This window comes from Pseudomonas sp., assembly GCF_035512415.1.
Classification (GTDB): Bacteria; Pseudomonadota; Gammaproteobacteria; order Pseudomonadales; family Pseudomonadaceae; genus Aquipseudomonas.
Map to the genome: position 1 here is coordinate 109,987 of NZ_DATKDZ010000013.1, position 19,189 is coordinate 129,175.

The 19,189-nt window shown below is 63.7% G+C and carries 18 protein-coding genes; 7 read left to right on the forward strand and 11 right to left on the reverse strand.

Annotation, left to right across the window (positions count from 1 at the left end; all coding sequences use genetic code 11):
• Window positions 1-19 precede the first annotated feature (19 nt).
• Window positions 20-838 carry a helix-turn-helix domain-containing protein gene (locus VMP31_RS06125; protein WP_325505128.1) on the forward strand — a complete coding sequence of 273 codons (819 nt, stop codon included), beginning with the start codon at window positions 20-22 and terminating at the stop codon, window positions 836-838.
• A 9-nt stretch (window positions 839-847) separates the two neighbouring features.
• On the opposite strand, the gene VMP31_RS06130 is transcribed toward VMP31_RS06125, so the two are convergent.
• The 3 genes from VMP31_RS06130 to VMP31_RS06140 are packed head-to-tail and all read right to left on the reverse strand — an operon-like array spanning window position 848 to window position 2,615.
• Window positions 848-1,525: a GNAT family protein gene (locus tag VMP31_RS06130; protein WP_325505129.1), complete on the reverse strand. Its 678-nt coding sequence runs from the start codon at window positions 1,523-1,525 to the stop codon at window positions 848-850.
• Complete coding sequence (locus VMP31_RS06135) at window positions 1,525-1,968, reverse strand: GNAT family N-acetyltransferase (RefSeq protein WP_325505131.1); 444 nt, start codon at window positions 1,966-1,968, stop codon at window positions 1,525-1,527. The genes VMP31_RS06130 and VMP31_RS06135 overlap by 1 nt, the downstream gene beginning before the upstream one ends.
• 14 nt (window positions 1,969-1,982) lie before the next feature.
• Window positions 1,983-2,615, reverse strand: coding sequence for an FMN-binding negative transcriptional regulator (locus VMP31_RS06140; protein WP_325505133.1), 633 nt, complete (start codon window positions 2,613-2,615; stop codon window positions 1,983-1,985).
• Window positions 2,616-2,864: 249 nt separating this feature from the next.
• Between VMP31_RS06140 and VMP31_RS06145 the strand changes: the two genes are divergently transcribed.
• Window positions 2,865-4,346 carry a PLP-dependent aminotransferase family protein gene (locus VMP31_RS06145; RefSeq protein ID WP_325505135.1) on the forward strand — a complete coding sequence of 494 codons (1,482 nt, stop codon included), beginning with the start codon at window positions 2,865-2,867 and terminating at the stop codon, window positions 4,344-4,346.
• Between the two features lie 144 nt (window positions 4,347-4,490).
• Here VMP31_RS06145 and VMP31_RS06150 read toward each other — a convergent pair whose 3' ends face one another.
• The 4 genes from VMP31_RS06150 to VMP31_RS06165 all read right to left on the reverse strand — a co-directional run bounded on the left by VMP31_RS06150 (window position 4,491) and on the right by VMP31_RS06165 (window position 10,353).
• A complete protein-coding gene (locus VMP31_RS06150; RefSeq protein WP_325505137.1) occupies window positions 4,491-5,246 on the reverse strand; it encodes a substrate-binding periplasmic protein in 756 nt (251 codons plus the stop codon).
• Between the two features lie 251 nt (window positions 5,247-5,497).
• Window positions 5,498-6,943, reverse strand: a complete 1,446-nt coding sequence (locus tag VMP31_RS06155; RefSeq protein WP_325505139.1) for an alanine/glycine:cation symporter family protein — start codon at window positions 6,941-6,943, stop codon at window positions 5,498-5,500.
• Between the two features lie 606 nt (window positions 6,944-7,549).
• Window positions 7,550-8,803 (reverse strand): dicarboxylate/amino acid:cation symporter, encoded by a 1,254-nt coding sequence (locus VMP31_RS06160; protein WP_325505141.1) that lies wholly within the window; start codon window positions 8,801-8,803, stop codon window positions 7,550-7,552.
• A gap of 125 nt (window positions 8,804-8,928) precedes the next feature.
• Window positions 8,929-10,353 (reverse strand): aspartate ammonia-lyase, encoded by a 1,425-nt coding sequence (locus tag VMP31_RS06165; RefSeq protein WP_325505143.1) that lies wholly within the window; start codon window positions 10,351-10,353, stop codon window positions 8,929-8,931.
• Window positions 10,354-10,711: 358 nt separating this feature from the next.
• Between VMP31_RS06165 and VMP31_RS06170 the strand changes: the two genes are divergently transcribed.
• On the forward strand, window positions 10,712-11,617 hold the full coding sequence (locus VMP31_RS06170; protein WP_325505145.1) for a LysR substrate-binding domain-containing protein: 906 nt from the start codon (window positions 10,712-10,714) through the stop codon (window positions 11,615-11,617).
• A 201-nt stretch (window positions 11,618-11,818) separates the two neighbouring features.
• On the opposite strand, the gene VMP31_RS06175 is transcribed toward VMP31_RS06170, so the two are convergent.
• From VMP31_RS06175 to VMP31_RS06190, 4 genes are all read right to left on the reverse strand, one after another.
• Entirely contained in the window at window positions 11,819-12,931 is a 1,113-nt protein-coding gene (locus VMP31_RS06175; protein ID WP_325505147.1) for a polyamine ABC transporter substrate-binding protein, read from the reverse strand.
• Between the two features lie 61 nt (window positions 12,932-12,992).
• Window positions 12,993-14,027 (reverse strand): histone deacetylase family protein, encoded by a 1,035-nt coding sequence (locus VMP31_RS06180; RefSeq protein ID WP_325505149.1) that lies wholly within the window; start codon window positions 14,025-14,027, stop codon window positions 12,993-12,995.
• Window positions 14,028-14,304: 277 nt separating this feature from the next.
• Entirely contained in the window at window positions 14,305-15,297 is a 993-nt protein-coding gene (locus tag VMP31_RS06185) for an AraC family transcriptional regulator (RefSeq protein ID WP_325505151.1), read from the reverse strand.
• A 103-nt stretch (window positions 15,298-15,400) separates the two neighbouring features.
• Window positions 15,401-16,195, reverse strand: a complete 795-nt coding sequence (locus VMP31_RS06190) for a hypothetical protein (RefSeq protein WP_325505153.1) — start codon at window positions 16,193-16,195, stop codon at window positions 15,401-15,403.
• Window positions 16,196-16,451: 256 nt separating this feature from the next.
• Here VMP31_RS06190 and purE point away from each other — a divergent pair, with 256 nt between their 5' ends.
• The 4 genes from purE (at window position 16,452) to VMP31_RS06210 (ending at window position 19,181) form a co-directional block, all read left to right on the forward strand.
• Complete coding sequence (gene purE, locus VMP31_RS06195; RefSeq protein ID WP_325505155.1) at window positions 16,452-16,943, forward strand: 5-(carboxyamino)imidazole ribonucleotide mutase; 492 nt, start codon at window positions 16,452-16,454, stop codon at window positions 16,941-16,943.
• On the forward strand, window positions 16,943-18,028 hold the full coding sequence (locus VMP31_RS06200) for a 5-(carboxyamino)imidazole ribonucleotide synthase (RefSeq protein WP_325505157.1): 1,086 nt from the start codon (window positions 16,943-16,945) through the stop codon (window positions 18,026-18,028). Before purE ends, VMP31_RS06200 begins: the two co-directional genes overlap by 1 nt.
• 58 nt (window positions 18,029-18,086) lie before the next feature.
• On the forward strand, window positions 18,087-18,845 hold the full coding sequence (locus tag VMP31_RS06205; protein WP_325505158.1) for an ABC transporter substrate-binding protein: 759 nt from the start codon (window positions 18,087-18,089) through the stop codon (window positions 18,843-18,845).
• 90 nt (window positions 18,846-18,935) lie between these two features.
• Window positions 18,936-19,181, forward strand: a complete 246-nt coding sequence (locus VMP31_RS06210; protein WP_325505160.1) for a GlsB/YeaQ/YmgE family stress response membrane protein — start codon at window positions 18,936-18,938, stop codon at window positions 19,179-19,181.
• Window positions 19,182-19,189: the final 8 nt, after the last annotated feature.

Genomic DNA, 19,189 nt, shown 5'->3' on the forward strand with positions numbered 1-19,189 from the left:
CATCATCAGGCCCCGCCATATGTCCGATCACTTCGGCAACAACCTCAAGCTGCTGTGCAGCCACTACCGCTCGATTGCCGAGGTGTGCCGCAAGCTGTCGATCAACCGCGCCCAGTTCAACCGCTACCTTGGCGGGCAGAGCCGGCCCACCGCTTACAACCTCAAGCGCATCTGCGACTTTTTCGGGGTCGAGGAGTACGAGCTGAGCTTGCCGGCCGAGCAGTTCGCTGACCTGATCGGCGCGCGTGCGCCGGGCCAGACGGCGGGCAGCCGCAGCGACCCGCTGATGGAGCTGCTCAAGCCGCTGCGCGCCCATGCCGGCAATCTGTCGCGCTACTGCGGTTACTACTTCGAGTACTCCAACTGCATGTCGGTGCCGGGTACGGTGCTGTTGTCGCTGGTACACCTATGGGAGGAGGACGGCGACTTTCTGTTCGAGCGCCAGGAGCGCCAGGAGCGTTCCGCCAGCACCGACGTGCAGGCCGAGGACTGGGTGCGCTGCCGCTACCTGGGGGCCGCGTTCCAGCTGCAGGACCGGCTGTTTCTGATGGACTACGAGTCGCTGACCCTTAACGAGATGAGTCAGACCATCCTGATCCCCAGCTACAAGAGCCGCATCACCCGCCTCAATGGCCTGAAGACCGGCGTCTCCAGCGGCGACCGGCGCAACCCGGCCTGCACCCGCGTGGTGTGGGAATACCTGGGTACAGAGATCAACCGCATCAGCGCCTATCGCCAGGTGCGTCTGTACCGTCCGGACGACCCGCGCATCGATGACGACGTGCGCCAGCGCCTGGCAGTGGCACCGCTGCAGAACGGCTTGTTCGAGATCGAATAAGCCGCAGGTCTATTTTCTTAAATCTTCCAGGCGCTGCTTCTGCTGGCCATCGACGTTGAAGTTGTCCGCTGCCAGCCAGCGCGAGAAGGCCACGTTGCAGGCCGGCCATTCGCTATCGAGGATGGAAAACCAGGCGGTATCGCGGTTGCGACCTTTGCGCACCATATGTTGACGGAACAGGCTTTCGGCACTGAAACCGAAGCGCTCGGCGGCGCGCAGCGAGCGTGCGTTGGCGGCATCGCACTTCCATTCCAGGCGGCGGTAGCCGAGGTCATCGAAGGCGTGCCGGGCGAGCAGATAGATCGCCTCGGTGGCCCCTGGTGTGCGCTGCATGGGCGCGCCAAAAGCGACATGGCCGATCTCGATGCAGCCATCCTGCGGGGTGATGCGCAGGTAACTGAATAGGCCCAGGGCTTTGCCGCTGGCGTTGTCGAGCACCGCGTAGAACAGTGGGTCGCGGTTGCTGGCGTTGCCGGCCAGCCAGGTGTCGAATGCAGCCCGCTCGCTGAACGGGCCGTAGGGCAGGTAGTCCCACATAGCCGGGTCGCTATCGGGGCCCTGCAGCGCGGCCCATAGATCGTCGCCGTGGCGCGCCAGGTCGAGTGGTGCCAGGTGCACGAAGCAGCCATGCAGCGCACGCCGGTCGGGCGTCGGGCGCGGCTGCCAGTGGGCGAGGTCGGTGGTCATCAGAAGAGCTTCCTGTATTGGATAAAGCCGGAGCGGTCGGCGATGCGGTCGTACAGCTGCCTGGCGTTGCTGTTGCTTTCCTGGGTCAGCCAGTGCACTCGCGATGCACCGGCGGCGCGGGCCTGGGCGTAGACGTGCTCGATCAGCAGGCGGCCGATGCCATCGCCACGCAGGCCATCGGCGACGAACAGATCCTGCAGGTAACAGTAATCGCCCACCGTCCAGCAGGAGCGGTGGTAGATAAAATGCACCAGGCCCACGGCGCGCCCATCCTGCCAGGCCAGTGCGGCATGCATGGGTTCGGCCGGGTCGAGAAAGCGCTGCCAGGTGATGGTGCTGACCTCGGCGGCGATCTCGGCCTGGTAGAAGTCCAGATAGCCCTGCCACAGCGGCAACCAGGCGGCGTGATCGGCAGTGCTGGCGGGGCGGATTTCGATAGACATGGTTCTTCCTTGGGTTAGTGACTGTCGTTTATTCGTGCGGCCAGTTCGCGGTCGCGTGGGTCATGGCTGGCTTGCAGGCCTTCGCGCACACCTGTCTGGTCGGCCTGGCTGCGGTTCTGCCCGAGCTTCCATTTGCCCTCCAGGCGCTCGATGGGCAGGGCGAAACCGACGATGGCGCGCAGCATGCTGTCGATGTAGTCGCGCGGTGCATCGCTGACTGCCCAGGGTTGCGGGCGCTCGGCTTCGTGCAGCGTGCTGAGGCGGCTGACCAGTTGCAGCAGACGCTCGGCGTCATCGAACACCTCGGCGCGGCCATGGGCCTGCACGCTGATGTAGTTCCAGGTCGGTACCACCTTGCCGTGCTCGGCCTTGGCCGCGTACCAGGCCGGGCTGATATAAGCCTCAGGGCCTTGGAAAATCACCAGCGCCGGGCTGCCTTCGGCCAAATCGCGCCATTGCGGGTTGGCCCGGGCGAAGTGGCCGTACAGCGTGCCGTAGGGGCCTTCGTCGGCCTCCAGCAGCAGCGGCAGATGACTGGCGAGCAAACCCTGGGTGCCGTGGCTGACCAGCGTAGGCAGGCGTGTTGCGCGCATCTGCTGGTGCAGCGTGGCGAGGTCGTCCTGGCGAAAGGCGGCGGGCGTGTACATGGGCGGGCTCCTAGCAGGCCGTTGAAAAACGTTGGCGAGGCAGCCAGTGCAAGGCAAAAACAGGCGAAAAAGCGGAGTTTACGAGCTGTAAATGAGCATTTTGAGACGCCGTGTCCCGGCCTGTTTTTAACGCCGCAATGGCAACGCAGGTAGTTTTTCAACAGCCTGCGAGCGCGATGGAGCCATGCTAGGCAGAATATTGGTCTGTTGTAAGATCCACTTTCTGTGACTTCTATGGAGCCAATCGCCATGCCTGCCCCGTCCGCTCCGCCGCTACCGGTCGATTTGTCCGGCATCCGCCTCGATCCACAGCAGGGCCTGGCGCGTCAGCTGTATCAGGCCCTGCGCGAACGCATCCTCGATGGACGCCTGCAACGCCGCACGCGCCTGCCGGCCAGTCGCGACCTGGCAAGCCTGTTGGGCGTCTCGCGTAACACCGTGACTCGCGCCTTCGATCAGCTGTATGCCGAGGGTTATATCGAGGGGCGCATCGGTGCCGGCACTTATGTCGCCGAGTTAAGTGGCGCGGCGCGGCCGACTCCAACGGCCTCGACGCAGCCGTCCGTCAGCCCGCAGAGTGCGGCTCTGCAGCTGTTGCAGAGCCATCATCTGAATCCGCCATTAAGCGGCGCGCCACGGGCGTTTCGGGTCGGCGTACCGGCCTTTGATCTGTTCCCCTTCGAGACCTGGGCGCGCTTGTCCGCGCGCTTCTGGCGCAAACCGTCGCCGGCGCGGCTGGGCTATGGCGACCCGGCCGGCGACCTGCAATTGCGCGAGCTGATCGCTGCCTACCTGCGCAACAGCCGTGGCCTGCACTGCGACCCGGTGCAGATCGTGGTGACCAATGGCGCGCAGCAGGCCATCAGCCTGTGCGCGCAGTTGCTGGTTACCCCCGGCGCGCGGGTGGCCGTGGAGAACCCCGGCTACCGCGCCGCCGGGCATGCGCTGGCGATAGCCGGGGCGCAGCTGTATGGGGTGGCGGTGGATAACGAAGGCTTGGACACTGCCGCGCTGGAGCAGATCGAAGGCTGTCGGCTGGTTTACCTGACGCCGTCGCACCAGTACCCGACCGGCGTCACCCTGTCCTTGGCGCGGCGGCTGCAGTTATTGGAATGGGCCGAGCGCAATGACGGCCTGATTATCGAGGACGATTACGACGGCGAGTACCGCTACAGCGGCACGCCCCTGGCCCCGCTGGCCGCCCTCGACCGTCAGGGACGGGTGCTGTATGTCGGCACCTTCTGCAAGATCACCTTTCCGGCGCTGCGTCTGGGTTATCTGGTACTGCCACCAGCCCTGGCCGAAGCCTTCGCCCGCCGCCGCGCCCTGGATATGCGCCATTCGGAAATCGGCACCCAGGCGGTGATGGCCGAATTTATCGCCGCCGGGCACTTCCAGCGGCATATCCGCCGTATGCGCAGTGCGGCCCGCGCGCGGCGGGATGCGCTGTTGACCGGCTGGCCTGAGTTGGTGCCGGGCTGCGCGCCGCTGCCGGTGGTGGAGGCTGGGCTGCATCTGTGCGTGCGGGTGAACAGCCTGGCCCGCGAGCGCGAGTTGATCAGCGCCGCCGCCCAGGTTGGCGTGGAGATAAGTGCGCTAAGCAGTTACTGGCTGCCCGACAGCAGCACGCCGGAAGATCAGCGCGCCGGGCTGGTACTGGGTTTTGCTGCGGTGCCGGAGGCGCAGATCACCGAGGCCCTGCTGGCACTGCGCAGGGCCTGGCGGCTTTAGCCGCGGCGTAGGATGGGTGGTAACCCATCAATTGGCTGATGGGTTACCACCTGGGCGGCCCCACCCATCCTACGGGCTCAAACCCCGGACAAATACCGCTTGCCTGGTAAGGGCAGCGCGGTATTTGTCTTAGGTGAACGGCATTCAGCACAGCTCGGGGTTTTTCGCGCAGCTGCCGTAGCCTTCGCTGCGCATCTGTTCCAGGGCTGCCTGCAGGCGTTCGACCACTTCGTCGGGGGTGTCCTTGTTCAGCGCCAGGTACAGCTGCGAGGTTTCGAAGCTGAGCAGGGTTTCCAGGTCGTCAACGCCCTGCTCTTTGGCATAGAAGCGCCAGACCGGGTCGGAGGTGGCCCACAGGTCGATCTGTCCGCGTTGCAGCTTGCGGATATTTTCCTGGTCGCGCAGGGCGTTCTGTGGGGTAAAGCCCAGACGCTCCAGATGCTGGCTGACCGCCGCGCTCTGGTAGGCACCGATGCGGTAGGCCTTGGCCTGTTCCAGAGTGGTCAGTTGCGGGTGGCTGCCCTTACGGCCGACCAGCACGCTCTGGTACTGGGCGATGGGTCCCACCCACTTGAACAGCGGCTTGCGCGCCTCGCTCAGAGAGGTGGAGAACAGGCCGTGGTTGGGTTTGCTCATGGCCTGCTGGTAGATGCGGTCCCAGGGGAAGCGCAACGTCAGGCTGTAGTCGATGCCGGCACGCTTGAACATCTCGCGCACGATATCGGCACTGAGGCCCTGGATATTGGCGTCGCGGGCGAAGTTCTTGCCGTTGCTGGCCATATTGAAGGGCGGGAAATTCTCGGTCAGTAGCACCATCTTGTAACCGGGCGGCAACGCGGCCTGGCTCAGGGGGCTGAGCAGCAGGCAGAACAGCAGGGCAGCGAATAAAGGGCGGCGCATGGTCTGGCACTCCGATAAAAGAGGGCCGCGCGCGCCGATGGCCGTGGGCCCAAGATAAAAACTATGTCCCCGTTAACTGTTGTATGCGCGATCTCTTGTAGAAGGCGCGGCTCCGCGGCAAATGCTCCCCTCACCCTAACCCTCTCCCCGGAGGGGCGAGGGGACTAATCGGCGTAAGCCGGACAATCGCGCAACAGTTAACGGTATAGAGCCCAAATAAAAACGCCCGGCTCTAGGCCGGGCGTCGGGGCTTAACGCTGATGCAGCGTATTGCCGATTTCCGCATGGCCGTTGGCCGTGCTACCTGGCGCAGTGCTTGACCAGGCGGCTGGGTCCAGGTCCAGGTCGGCGAAGTTCTTCGCGTCCAGAACCGGCGACTCGACACCGGCCTTGATCTGGCTGTCGTAGTCGCGCATCAGGCGCAGGCCGACCTTGAACAGCAGCACCAAAGCGATCAGGTTGCAGATGGCCAGCAGGCCCATGGTCACGTCGGCAAAGGCGAACACCGTGCCCAGATCCTGCACCGAGCCCCAGAGTACCAGCGCCACCACCAGCACGCGGTAGACCATCACCGGGCCGCGTTTCTGGCTGAAGAAGCCCAGGGCGTTTTCACCCAGATAGTAGTTATAGATCAGGGTGGTGAAGACGAACAGCAGCAGGGCGACGCTGACGAACACCCGGCCCCACTCGCCAACTACGCTGGCCATGGCGGTCTGGGTCAGGATCACGCCGGACACATCCATACCCGGCTGGTAGACGCCGGAGAGCAGGATGATCAACGCGGTGCAGCTGCACAGGATCATGGTGTCGATAAACACGCTGAGCGATTGCACGATGCCCTGAGCCACCGGGTGCTTGACCTCGGCTACGGCGGCGACGTTGGGTGCGCTACCCAGGCCGGCTTCGTTGGAGAACAGGCCGCGCTTGACGCCCATGATGATGGCCGCGCCGATGCCGCCGGCAAAGGCCGGTTCCAGACCGAAGGCGCTCTTGACGATCAGCGCGAACACGGCCGGTACTTCGCCCAGGTTCAGGCCGATCACCACCAGCGCCATGGCGATATAGGAGAAGGCCATCACCGGCACCAGGATTTCGGAGAATTTGGCGATGCGCTTGATGCCGCCGAAGATGATCAGGCCGATCACCACGGTCAGGATCAGGCCGCTGATATAGGTCGGCACGCCGAAGGTGTCATGCATCGAGCTGGCCACGGTGTAGGACTGCACGGCGTTGAAGCCGAAGCCGAAGGTCACCAGCAGCAGGATCGAAACCACGATACCCAACCAGCGCTGGCCGAGGCCGTGCTGAATATAAAAGGCTGGGCCGCCACGGTAGGTGCCATCGGTTTCGCGGCGCTTGTACAGCTGGGCCAGGGAGCACTCAAAGTAGCTGGTGGCCATGCCGACCAGTGCTACGACCCACATCCAGAAGATCGCGCCAGGGCCGCCGAGCATGATCGCCACTGAGACACCGGCGATATTGCCGGCACCCACGCGACCGGCCACGGAAAGCATCAATGCCTGAAACGAGCTGAGTTGGCCGGGCTGGTGCTTGAAGGCCTCACTGAAGATGCGGAACATGCTGCCGAAGTAACGAAACTGGACGAAACGCGAGGCGATGGTGAAGTACAGACCAAGGCCGATCAGCATCACGATCAGCAGCTTGCTCCAGATCAGATCATTGAGAATATCGAGCATGGGGTCTCTCCCTTTACTTGTATTTATCGGGATTAATAGTGATGACGCCGCAGCGCCACCCGATAGGGCGACGCTGGCGGACGGCACGGGTGCTCCGTGTGCCTGGAGCCTGTGCAGTCGGTCGGTGGCGAGGGTTGTGCGCCGACACAGAAAATCCGCGAGGGCTAATGGCATGCCATAAACCGTCGCAGGAGGGTCCGCCGCCGAGCCGACTGAACGGGCTGTCAGGAACAGGAGCCTGTTGGGCTTGACCGTTCGTAGCGAGGGAAAGTCCGGCTCGAGTCAGTTTTGTTGGTCTTTCGAGGAGAATAGCGAGCTATTTAACGAGAAAGAGCAGCAAAAATGGCCGAGGCCGGCTTTTCCGCAGTAGAACAGCGTTAAGTCCGACAGGCTCCTAAGACAGCGGGGATCGCCTGCTGTTTGGCGGAGAGAGACAATCGGGGTCGAATGCGTTCATGGGTTCACCCTGTGTGGTTGTTTTTATTGCCCTGGATACCGATGGGTATCTCGTTGGCTGCCGGGTCCTGCCGGCGGTGCCGCTGCGCCGGGTTGGCGCAGAAGCCCCGCACATCCTTGTGCGGGGTGTTGCCCGTGATCAGCGCCGCGTTATTGCGCGTTGTCGCTGTTGTAGATCTCGCGATCCAGTTCCTTCTCGCTGCTGCCCACCAGAGTGGTGGTCATCAGGTCGCCGGCGACGTTCACCGTGGTGCGCGCCATGTCGAGGATGCGGTCAATACCGGCGATCAGCGCCACGCCTTCCAGCGGCAGGCCGACCGAGGTCAGCACCAGGCCGAGCATGATCAGCCCGGCACCGGGTACGCCGGCGGTGCCAATCGAGGCCAGGGTGGCAGTGAGGATGATCATCAGGTACTGGCCGGCATTCAGGTCAACGCCGAAGGCCTGGGCGATAAACAGCGCCAGCACGCCCTGGTAGATGGCGGTGCCGTCCATATTGATGGTGGCCCCCACCGGCAGCACGAAGCCGGCCACGCCCTGGGACACGCCGAGGTTCTTGCGCGCGCACTCAATCGACACCGGCAGGGTGCCGGCGCTGCTTGAGGTGCTGAAGGCCACGGCCAGTGCCGGGGCCGCGCCCTTGAAGAAACGCAGCGGGCTAAGCCGCGCCAGCACGGCCAGCAGGCCGCCATAGACCAGCAGCATATGGGTGATGCTGGCGAGGTAGATCACCCCGATGACTCCGGCCAGCGGCAGCAGCACTTCGATGCCGTGGGAGGCCACCACGCCGGCGATCAGCGCAAATACACCAATCGGTGCGCAGCGCATTACCAGGTCGGTGAGCTTGTAGAACACCTCGGCCAGGCTGTCGAACAGCTTGACTGCTGGCGCGGCCTTTTCGCCGATCAGGTTCATGCTCACGCCCAGGGCGATGGCGAACACGATGATCTGCAGGATATTGCCTTCGGCGAAGGCGGCGACCGGATTGCTCGGCACCAGGCCGACCAGAATCTGCACCAGCGAAGGGGCCTGCTTGGTTTCCTGCGCGGCGCTGGCGACCATGTTCATGCCTTCACCTGGGGTGAACAGGGCACCGAACAGCAGGCCGATGCTCACCGCAAAGGCGGTGGTGACCAGGTAGATGGCGATGGTCTTGACGCTGATGCGGCCGAGTTTGGCGCTGTCGCTCATGGCGGTGATACCGGCCACCAGGGAGACAAATACCAGCGGCACGATCAGCATCTTGATCGCATTGAGAAACAGCGCGCCGATGGGGGCCAGCACCAGGGCGTCGGCCTTGAACAGCACGCCAGTGAGTACGCCAAGGCCGAGGCCGATCAGAATCTGCTGCCACAGCGGCATGCGCCGCAGAAAGCCTAGGGAAGAGGTCGTGCTCTGACTCATGTTTATCACCCGAATTGTTGTTGTAAAAACAGCTGTCTGACGCAGCCGTGAGTGGTGTCGCCCGGTCGGCGAGAGTGGAAAGCACCGCGCCGCACAAAGTGGCGGCGCGGGGTATAACTCGGTTATCAGGCTATGAGGGGCACCAGGCGCGGCGCGATCATGTTTTCGGGCCGCAGGATGTCGGCCAGGGTGGCGTCATCCAGCAGGTTTTCCTCGCGTACCAGTTCCAGCACACCGCGGCCGCTGTCCAGGGCCAGTTTGGCGATGCGGGTGGCGTTCTCGTAGCCGATATAGGGGTTGAGGGCGGTGATCAGGCCGATGGAGTTTTCCATCAGCGCCCGGCAATGCGCCTCGTTGGCGGTGATGCCGACCACGCAATGTTCGCGCAGCATGTCCATGGCGCGCTGCAGCAGACGGATCGAGTCGAAGATCTTGTAGGCGATCAGCGGCTCCATCACGTTGAGCTGCAGCTGGCCGCCTTCGGCGGCGATGGTCAGGGCCAGGTCGTTGCCGATGATCTCGAAGGCCACCTGGTTGACCGCCTCGGGGATTACCGGGTTGACCTTGCCAGGCATGATCGAGCTGCCTGGCTGGCGCGCCGGCAGGTTGATTTCATTGATGCCGGTGCGCGGGCCGCTGGAGAGCAGGCGCAGGTCGTTGCAGATCTTCGACAGTTTGACCGCGGTGCGCTTGAGCATGCCGGAGAACAGTACAAAGGCACCCATGTCGCTGGTCGCTTCGATCAGGTCGGCGGCCGGTACCAGGGGCTGGCCGCTGATGGCGGCGAGACGGTCGACTGCCAGTTGCTGGTAGCCCGGGTCGGCGTTGATCCCGGTGCCGATGGCGGTGCCGCCCAGGTTGACCTCGGTGAGCAGCTCCGGGGCCAGGCTGCGCAGGCGCGCCAGATCTTCGCCGAGGGTGGTGGCGAAGGCGCGGAATTCCTGACCGAGGGTCATGGGCACGGCGTCCTGCAGTTGGGTGCGGCCCATCTTCAGTACATGGGCGAACTCTTCGCCCTTGGCCGCGAACGCGCCGATCAGGCTGTCGAGGCTGGCCAGCAGGCTGTCGTGGCCGAGCAGCAGGCCGAGACGGATGGCGGTGGGGTAGGCGTCGTTGGTCGACTGCGCCATGTTCACGTCGTTGTTCGGGTGCAGGTACTGGTACTCGCCCTTGGCGTGACCCATGGCCTCCAGGGCGATATTGGCGATCACCTCGTTGGCGTTCATATTGGTCGAGGTGCCGGCCCCGCCCTGGATCATGTCGACCACGAACTGCTCGTGGAAGTCGCCGCGCACGATGCGTGCACAGGCTTCGCTGATGGCTGCATGCTTGGCCGCGGGCAGGTGGCCCAGTTCGCGGTTGGCGTCTGCTGCCGCCTGCTTGACCATGGCCAGGGCGGTCACCAGTTTCGGGTAATGAGCCAGGGGCACGCCGGACAGGCGGAAGTTGTGCACGGCGCGCAGGGTCTGGATGCCGTAGTAGGCCTCGGCCGGAACTTCGAGGGTGCCAAGCAGGTCTTTTTCGACGCGGAAGGATGCAGCAGCGGACATGATGAGTATTATCTCGGGAAATGCGGCATATGCCGCGATGCCCCGTAGGTTAGGGCTCCTGGCCCGATGCTGGCTAATGCTGTTAAACGCTGGGTCATGCACAATCGGCATAATGTTGGTGTGACGTCCGGCTGCGTCCTGACGTACAGCGTATATGTGGGAGTAGTAGGGTGGGTTAGCCGCTTGCCGCCATTGCCACACACCACGCCACTTGAGATGCGGCGTAACCCACCACCGGCGCAACACGGCCGACCGTCTGGTGGGTTACGCGCCGCGCCCCAAGCGCATGTGGGATATAGACCTGTATACGACGGCGCTAACCCACCCTACGCATTGCAAAAATCATCGGGAGCCTGGGATGAACCTGGAAACCAAATGGCTGGAAGATTTTGTCGCCCTGGCCGCCACCCGCAGCTTCTCCCAGGCGGCGCAGAAGCGCTTCGTCACCCAGCCGGCCTTTAGCCGACGGATTCGCAGCCTGGAAAACATGCTCGGCCTGACCCTGGTCAACCGCGCCTGCACCCCGGTGGAGCTGACCGAGTCGGGCCAGCTGTTTCTGGTCACGGCGCGCAGCATGGTCGAACAGCTTGGCGAGGTGGTGCGCCATCTGCATAACGTCGAGGGCCAGCAGGGCGAGGTGATGCAGATCGCCGCCGCCCACTCGCTGACCCTGGGCTTCTTCCCCGAATGGATTGCCAGGCTGCGCCGCGAAGGCCTGCCGCTGAATACCCGGCTGGTGGCGACCAATGTCGGCGAGGCGGTGCACTCGCTGCGCGAGGGCGGCTGCGACCTGATCCTGGCCTATTACGACCCCGATGCCGCGCTGCAGATGGACCCGGAAATCTTCCCCTCGCTGCACCTGGGCCGCACCGAAATGCTGCCGGTGTGCGCGGTGGGCGAAGATGGCGCGCCGCTGTTCGACCTTAATAGCGGCCAGAGTGTGCCGCTGTTGGCCTACAGCGCCGGGGCCTTTCTCGGGCGCTCGGTCAACCTGCTGCTGCGCCAGCGCGGGCTACGTTCGACCACGGTGTACGAAACGGCGATGGCCGACAGCCTGAAGAGCATGGCCCTGCAGGGCATGGGCGTGGCCTGGGTGCCGCGGCTGTCGGTCACCGCCGAACTAAGCCGTGGCGAACTGGTGATCTGCGGCGACGAACAGTGGCAGACGCCCCTGGAAATTCGCCTGTACCGCTGCGCCCTGGTGCGCAAGGCCTCGGTGCGCCTGCTGTGGCGCAAGCTGGAAAGTGTCGAGGTTGGCCGCTAAAGCTGTCGCAGCTCTTGTAGGAGATCCCTCGTCGTCCAGACGCCGCGCTGTCGCGCAGCAAACTGGGGGAAATTGCGTCTTTCGGCTTGTAGGTACCTGTAGGAGCGGCTGGGCGGCACTCCGCCATGCCCGCGATGCGTTTCGCGGGCATGGGACTAGGCGTCCCCCCCGTTCCTACAAGGTAGCTAAATCGGCGTTGCTTCAGGTACCCGACTTGATGGTATTCCACACCCGGGTGCGCACCCGCTCGATCTTCTGCGGCAGCGGTTGCAGCACGTAGAGGGTCTTCTGCGCTTCGGCGGTTGGGGTTAGGCCAGGGTTGTCGCGGATTTCCGCGCCCACCAGCGACATGCCGTCCTTGTTCGGGTTGGGGTAGCCGAGAAAATCGCTGATCGGGGCCACGACTTTCGGGTCGAGAAGGTTGTTGAGGAACTCGTGGGCCTCACTGACGTTTTTCGCGCTTTTCGGGATGGCGAAGGAGTCGTACCACAGCGGCGCGCCTTCTTTCGGCAAGCGCCAGTCGACCACCACGCCGTTGCCGGCTTCCTTGGCGCGGTTGGCGAACTGGTAGAAGCTGCCGGAGTAGCCGATGGCCACGCAGATATCGCCGTTGGCGATATCGGTCATGTACTTGGCGGAGTGGAAGTAGGCCACGTAGGGACGGATTTTCAGCATCAGCGCGCTGGCCTTTTCGTAGTCCTCAGGCTTGCTGCTGTTGGGGTCGAGGCCCAGATGGTGCAGGGCGATAGGCAGGATATCGCCGGGCGAATCGAGCATGGCCACGCCGCACTGCTTGAGTTTACTGATGTTCTCTTCCTTGAAGATCAGGTCCCAGCTGTCCACTGGCGCATCGGCACCCAGCACGGCCTTGACCTTGTCCGGGTTAAAGCCGATCAGCACAGTGCCGTACATATAGGGCACGGCGTACTGGTTGCCGGGGTCGTTGGCGGTCATCAGTTCGAGCAGGCCGGGGTCCAGGTGTTGCCAGTTGGGCAGCTTGCTCTTGTCCAGGGGCTGGAACACCCCGGCCTTGATCTGGGTGTCGAGGAAGGTGTTGGTCGGCACCACTAGGTCATAGCCGGAGTTGCCGGTGAGCAGCTTGGCTTCCAGGGATTCGTTGGTATCGAACACGTCCCAGGTCAGCTGGATGCCGCTCTTGGCCTGAAACTCCTTGGGCACTGAGGGCAGCATATAGTCGGCCCAGTTATACACGCGCAGCTCGCGCGGCTTGCCTTCGGTTTGCGCCTGGGCCGCGGTGGCCAGCAGGGTTGCGCCGCAGATGGCGACGGCGAGCAGGTGTTTGATCGTGTTCATCGTGTCTCACCCCTGAATCATTATTGATGGTGTGTTGGCTGCCGCGCTTTGCGCGTGCGGCCTATGCGTTAGCTGCTTCGAACCCTTCCAGCACATTGACCGCGTTGACGCCGATGGCCTCCACCGCATAACCGCCTTCCATAACAAACAGGGTTGGTTTGCCGAGGGCGGCGATGCGCTTGCCCATGGCCAGGTAATCCGGGCTGTCGAGCTTGAACTGGGAAATCGGGTCGTCCTTGAAGGTGTCCACGCCCAGCGACACCACGATTACTTCGGCGTCATATTCGGCGATGCGTTGGCAGGCTTCATCCAGCGCCGCGCGCCACACTTCCCATGGGCTGCCCATGGCCAGCGGGTAGTTGAAGTTGCAGCCCTCGCCGGCCCCTTCGCCGCGCTCGTCGGCATAGCCGAGAAAGAACGGGAACTCGTCGGCTGGGTCGCCGTGGATCGAGGCGAACAGCACATCACCGCGTGTATAGAAGATGTCCTGAGTGCCGTTGCCGTGGTGGTAGTCGACATCGAGGATGGCCACACGCTGCTTGCCCTGGTCGAGAAAAGCCTGGGCGGCGATGGCGGCGTTGTTCAGGTAGCAGTAGCCGCCCATCAGCTCGCCGGCGGCGTGATGGCCAGGCGGACGGCACAGGGCAAAGGCGCTATGGGCACCGGCGGCGATTTCGGCCTGGGCGCTAAGGGCTACTTGTGCGGCGCTGTAAGCCGCCTGCCAGGTGCCGGCGGTAATCGGTGCGCCGCCGTCGAAGCTGTAATAACCGAGCTGGCCGTGCAGATCCCTGGGGATCACCTGACGCAGGGTGCGCGCCGGCCAGGTAAAGGGCAGCAGGTCGCCGCTGCCGTTCTGTGCCAGCCAGCGATCCCAGGCACCCTGGAAGAAGTCCAGGTAGGCGGCGCTGTGGATGCGCTCGATTGGCGCAAGGCCGAAATCCTTGGGCGCACGTACTTCGCCGAGCTGACGATCCTTGACCCGCGCAAGGATATGGTCGGCGCGTTGCGGCTTCTCGAAGCAGGGCATCAGCTGGCCATCGATCAGCTCGCAGCTGCCGTGGTGCAGGTGATGGTCGTCGCTGTAAAAGGTCAGCATGCAGGTGGCTCCCAGGCTTGTTGTTCTGGCAGCCATTGTTCGCCTGGTTGGCGCTGCGCAAGAACGCTGATAACGGCCAATAGGGGATCGAAGTGGCCAAGTTGCGCGGCCGCTGTGACATTTTGTGGGAGGCGCTTTAGCGGCGAGCTGTTTGATCGCTGTTACGACTGAAGGGATGCAGCCTGTAGGGTGGATGGCGCTCTTTTCATCCACCAGCTTTGCCATGGCTTGGTGGATGGATAAAGCGTCATCCACCCTACGTCACAGCACTATGTGCTTAGGCGCGAAAACGACTGGGTGGCACCCCGCTCCAGCGTTGGAAGGCGTGGCGGAAGCTGGCGGTTTCGCTAAAACCCAGGTGTTCGGCAATCCGGCAGATCGGCCAGTCCTCCTGGCTGAGCAGGGTTTTCGCCTGCTCGAAACGCAGCTCGTCGAGCAGCTCTTGGTAGTGGGTGCCCAGTTCCTGCAAATGGCGGCGCAGGGTGCGCGGCGAGCAGTGCAGTTGCTGAGCCAGCAGTTCCAGCCCCGGTGGCGCGGTCAGTTGCGCGGCCAGCAACTGGCGCACCCGTGCCAACCAGGCCTGGCGGGTGGTGAATTCGGCGTTCTGCTTGCGGCAGCGGGCGAGCATTTCGCGGTGGGTCACCGGGTCGGCCAGGGGCAGGCGCTTGTCCAGCCAGGCGGCGGGGAAGGCGAAGGCGTTGCGCCGGGCGTTGAACTGCAACGGGCAGGCGAAGCTCAGTGGGTAGCGGGCACTGTAGGCCGGTTCGGCATAGCGGAACTGCGCGGCGCTCAGCTCCAGACGCTGGCCGAGCAGGTCGTCGCAGATCAGTTTGAGTGAGGCCAGGCACATTTCCAGGTTGAACACTTCCAGGGCGGCAGCATGCCGATAACCGTCGGCACTGACCCAGGCCAGTTCGCCTTCCACCTGCAGGTCCAGCTTGAAATAGGTGCCGAGCAGGGCCGGGTACTGCAGCATCAGTCGCCAGGCGTCACCAAAGGTGGCACTGGAGAGGGCGGCGTAACCGACCATGCCGTAGGCCGAGATATGCATGCGTCGGCCCAGTTCGAGGCCCAGATCGTTGCGCAGCAACAGGGCGTTGGCGCACACCTGCAATTCCTGGGTGCGGGTGATGCGGGTGTCGGCGCAGCCCAGATCGGCCGCGGCGATGCCGCTGTCGGCCAGCAGCTGCTCGGTCAGTGCGGGCTGCTCGGCGAACAGATCGAGAATCTGCGACACCACATGCAGGGTGGTCAGGTGGGCATGCAACATTGAGGGATAACCGCAATAGTTCGGAATACCCGAATAAGGCAAGAACTATGCCGCGGCATCGCAGCGGCCGGAGGTGGTCCGCGCCGCTGCGGCTTAGCGGGGTTTAGCGATTACGCAGGTAAGCATTGATAAAGTCGCCTTGGTTGGGCGCTTTTTCGTGGGTGGTGAACACCAGGCCGGCATCGCCCTCGCGCAGTTTGAGTTGGGCGTCAAAGCTGCACTGCACGGTTTTCAGCTGCTCGGCCTGGGCTTTGAACGCCGCGTTGTTTTCACACAGGCTGGCCATCTGGCGCACCACTTCGCCGCAGAAGCTCGGCACGCCGAGGCGCTGGAGTTTGTCGTCTTCGATGGCTTGCCAATCCACCGCAGTGGTCAGTGGCGTGCCGCAGCTCTTCGAGGCGTCCTGGTCGATCTGCTGCAGTTGCGTGCTGAAATCGGCCACGCGCTGCGCGCGGTCGAAGCGGCTCAGCTTGTCCTGAATGCCCTGTTTCTTCTGCTGCTCGTAGAGCGCCAGCAGAGCGGCGGGTTTGGCGGCTTTGCTTTTGGTTTCGTCGAAACCCAGTTCGAAACCGTCGGTGTCTGGCAGATACAGCTGGAAGCGCTCGCCACCCCAGCCCTGACGCTTGACCAGCACGCTGGAGGCGCTGCCATTGAGGGTGGTGCTGTAGCTGAGCTCATCGTTGCCACGGTCTTTGATCGTGGTGAGCAGCACCACTTCATCCAGTGGGTGATTGATGCCGCTGACCTGGACCAGCGCCTGTTTGCTATCGCTGCTGGGCGCAACGATAACGCTGATGCCTTTGCCGGCATCGAACACTTGCGGGTACTTGGCCAGCTCGAGGGCGCTGGCGTTGAGGGTGAACAGTGCTGCAGTGAGTAGCAGTGACAGCCTTGTCATGGTGACGTCCTTCGTAAGTGGTGGAGCGCCGAGTATAACCAGGCGGCGGTGACCGGTCATGGCCGCCTGGGTCGCCCAGGCACCGCCACCTCGACAAACGGTTACCCGGGATGCTCGCCAGCCCAGGCTTTGCGGTATACTGCGCGGCCTTTCGCCGGTTGTACCGGCTATAAGTCGCACACAAGCCACGCCGGTTCTCCCGCGTGGCTTGTTGGTTTTTGTCGCGCCAACGGGCGCATGAATGAGAGGCACGACGATGAGCGCACTGGTTGGCGTGATCATGGGCTCCAAGTCCGATTGGTCCACCCTTAGCCACACCGCCGAGATGCTGGATAAGCTGGGCATTCCCTATGAGGTCAAGGTGGTGTCCGCCCACCGCACCCCGGACCTGCTGTTCCAGTACGCCGAACAGGCTGAAGAGCGTGGCATCCAGGTGATCATCGCCGGTGCCGGTGGCGCGGCGCATCTGCCGGGCATGTGTGCGGCCAAGACCCACCTGCCGGTACTCGGCGTGCCAGTGCAGTCGGCGGTGCTTTCGGGTGTCGACTCGCTGCTATCGATCGTGCAGATGCCTGCGGGTATTCCGGTCGCCACCCTGGCCATCGGCAAGGCTGGCGCGGTCAACGCCGCGTTGCTGGCCGCGAGCATCCTCGGCCACGTGCATCCGCAGTTCCACGCGCGCCTCAAGCAGTTCCGCCAGGAACAGACCGAGACCGTGCTGGAAAATCCGGACCCGAGGGACGCGTAATGAAGATCGGCGTAATAGGTGGCGGCCAGCTGGGTCGCATGCTGGCCCTGGCGGGTACCCCGCTGGGGATGAACTTCGCCTTCCTCGATCCGGCCCCGGATGCTTGCGCCCAGGCGCTCGGCGAGCATATCCGCGCCGATTACGGCGACCAGGACCACCTGCGTCAGCTGGCCGATGAAGTCGATCTGGTGACCTTCGAGTTCGAAAGCGTGCCGGCCGAGACCGTGGCCTTTCTCTCCCAGTTCGTGCCGGTCTATCCCTGCGCCGAGTCCCTGCGCATCGCCCGCGATCGTTGGTTCGAAAAATCCATGTTCAAGGGCCTGGGCATTCCCACGCCCGAGTTCGCCGATATCCAGGCGCAAGCCGACCTCGACGCTGCTGCCGTATCCATCGGCCTGCCGGCGGTGCTCAAGACCCGCACCCTGGGTTACGACGGCAAGGGCCAGAAGGTTCTGCGTGCTGCTTCCGATGTAGTCGGTGCCTTTGCCGAACTGGGCAGCGTGCCGTGCATTCTCGAAGGTTTCGTGCCGTTCACCGGCGAAGTGTCGCTGGTGGCGGTGCGCGCCCGCGATGGCGAAACGCGCTTCTACCCGCTGGTGCACAACCGCCACGACAGCGGCGTGCTGGCGCTGTCCATCGCCAGTACCGATCACCCGCTGCAGGCGCTGGCCGAAGATTACGTCAGCCGCGTGTTGACCAAGCTCGACTACGTCGGCGTGCTGGCTTTCGAATTCTTCGAAGTGGACGGCGGCCTCAAGGCCAACGAGATCGCTCCGCGGGTGCACAACTCCGGGCACTGGACCATCGAAGGGGCCGAGTGCAGCCAGTTCGAGAACCACCTGCGTGCCGTGGCCGGCCTGCCGCTAGGTTCGACCGCCAAGGTCGGCGAGAGCGCGATGCTCAACTTTATCGGTGTAGTTCCGCCGGTGGAGCAGGTTATCGACATCGATGACTGCCATCTGCACCACTACGGCAAGGCCTTCAAGGTCGGCCGCAAGGTGGGTCATGCCACCCTGCGCTGTGCTGACCGCGCCACTTTGGGCAGGCAGATCGCCGCGGTCGAAGCGTTGATCGCCAAAGGCTGAGCCCCACGCGGGATTCATGGCTAAGCTCTTGCGTACGGCCATACACAAGAGCCTCGCCATGAAGTACCTGCTTCTGCTGTCTTTGCTGTACCTGCCGCTCTGCCATGCCGAACAGCTGCTGCGCGCCGATTACCGTGAGCGGCCGCCGGAGATGCAGGCCCTCGACGCCCTGCCAGTCGGGCCGCTGATCGAGGTGCTGGATACCGCGGCCCGGCGCGTGGATGCGCGGATCGAATGGCGTTATGCGCCCTTCGCGCGCAGCCTGGAAGACCTCAAGACCGGGCGTATCGACCTGGTGCCGCGGGTGCTGTTCACCACCGAGCGCACGGCCTATGTGCACTACCTGCCAGCAATCGGTACTCAGCACAAAAGCATCCGCTTTATCGTCAGGCCCGGCCAGGAAGCCAGCCTGCGCGGCTATGCCGACCTGCGCGAACGGCTGATCGGGGCCAAGCGCGGCACCGCCTATTTTGAACCCTTCGACAGCGACGACCGGCTGAGCAAGAGCCTGGCCACCGACGATTACCTGCTTGCCGGGATGTTCCGCGCGGGTCGTCTGGATGTACTGGCGGTGCTGGATGCCGAGGCCATCGAGGCGCAGTTCCACAAGATCGGCTTCAGCGACTACCGTTACGCCGACTACCACTACGAGCAGTCCATCGGCAATTACTTCGGTGCCTCCCTGCGCCTCTATCAGGGCCAGAAGCAGGCGCTCTACGACCAGCTGGCACAGCAACTGCGGCAGATGCGCGACAGCGGCGAAATCGCCCTGATCTACAATCGCTATGGCGTGGCCCCGCCGGACAGCGTGGAGTAGCCCGGGCATCCGGGTGAACGGCCTGGCGCTTGAACGGTCTGATCAACGGTAACTGCAGCACACCCTATCCCAACTCCAGAGAGACTCAGCATGAGCATTATTGGCACCATTCTTATCGGCCTGATCGTGGGTCTGATCGCACGCTTTCTCAAACCCGGCGATGACAGCATGGGCTGGATCATGACCATCCTGCTCGGCATCGGCGGTGCCATTGCCGCTACCTACGGCGGCCAGGCCCTGGGGCTCTACCAACCGGGCCAGGCGGCAGGCTTTCTCGGTGCCGTGATCGGGGCGATGATATTGCTGGTAATCTACGGCGTAATCAAAAAGAACTGACCCCCAGC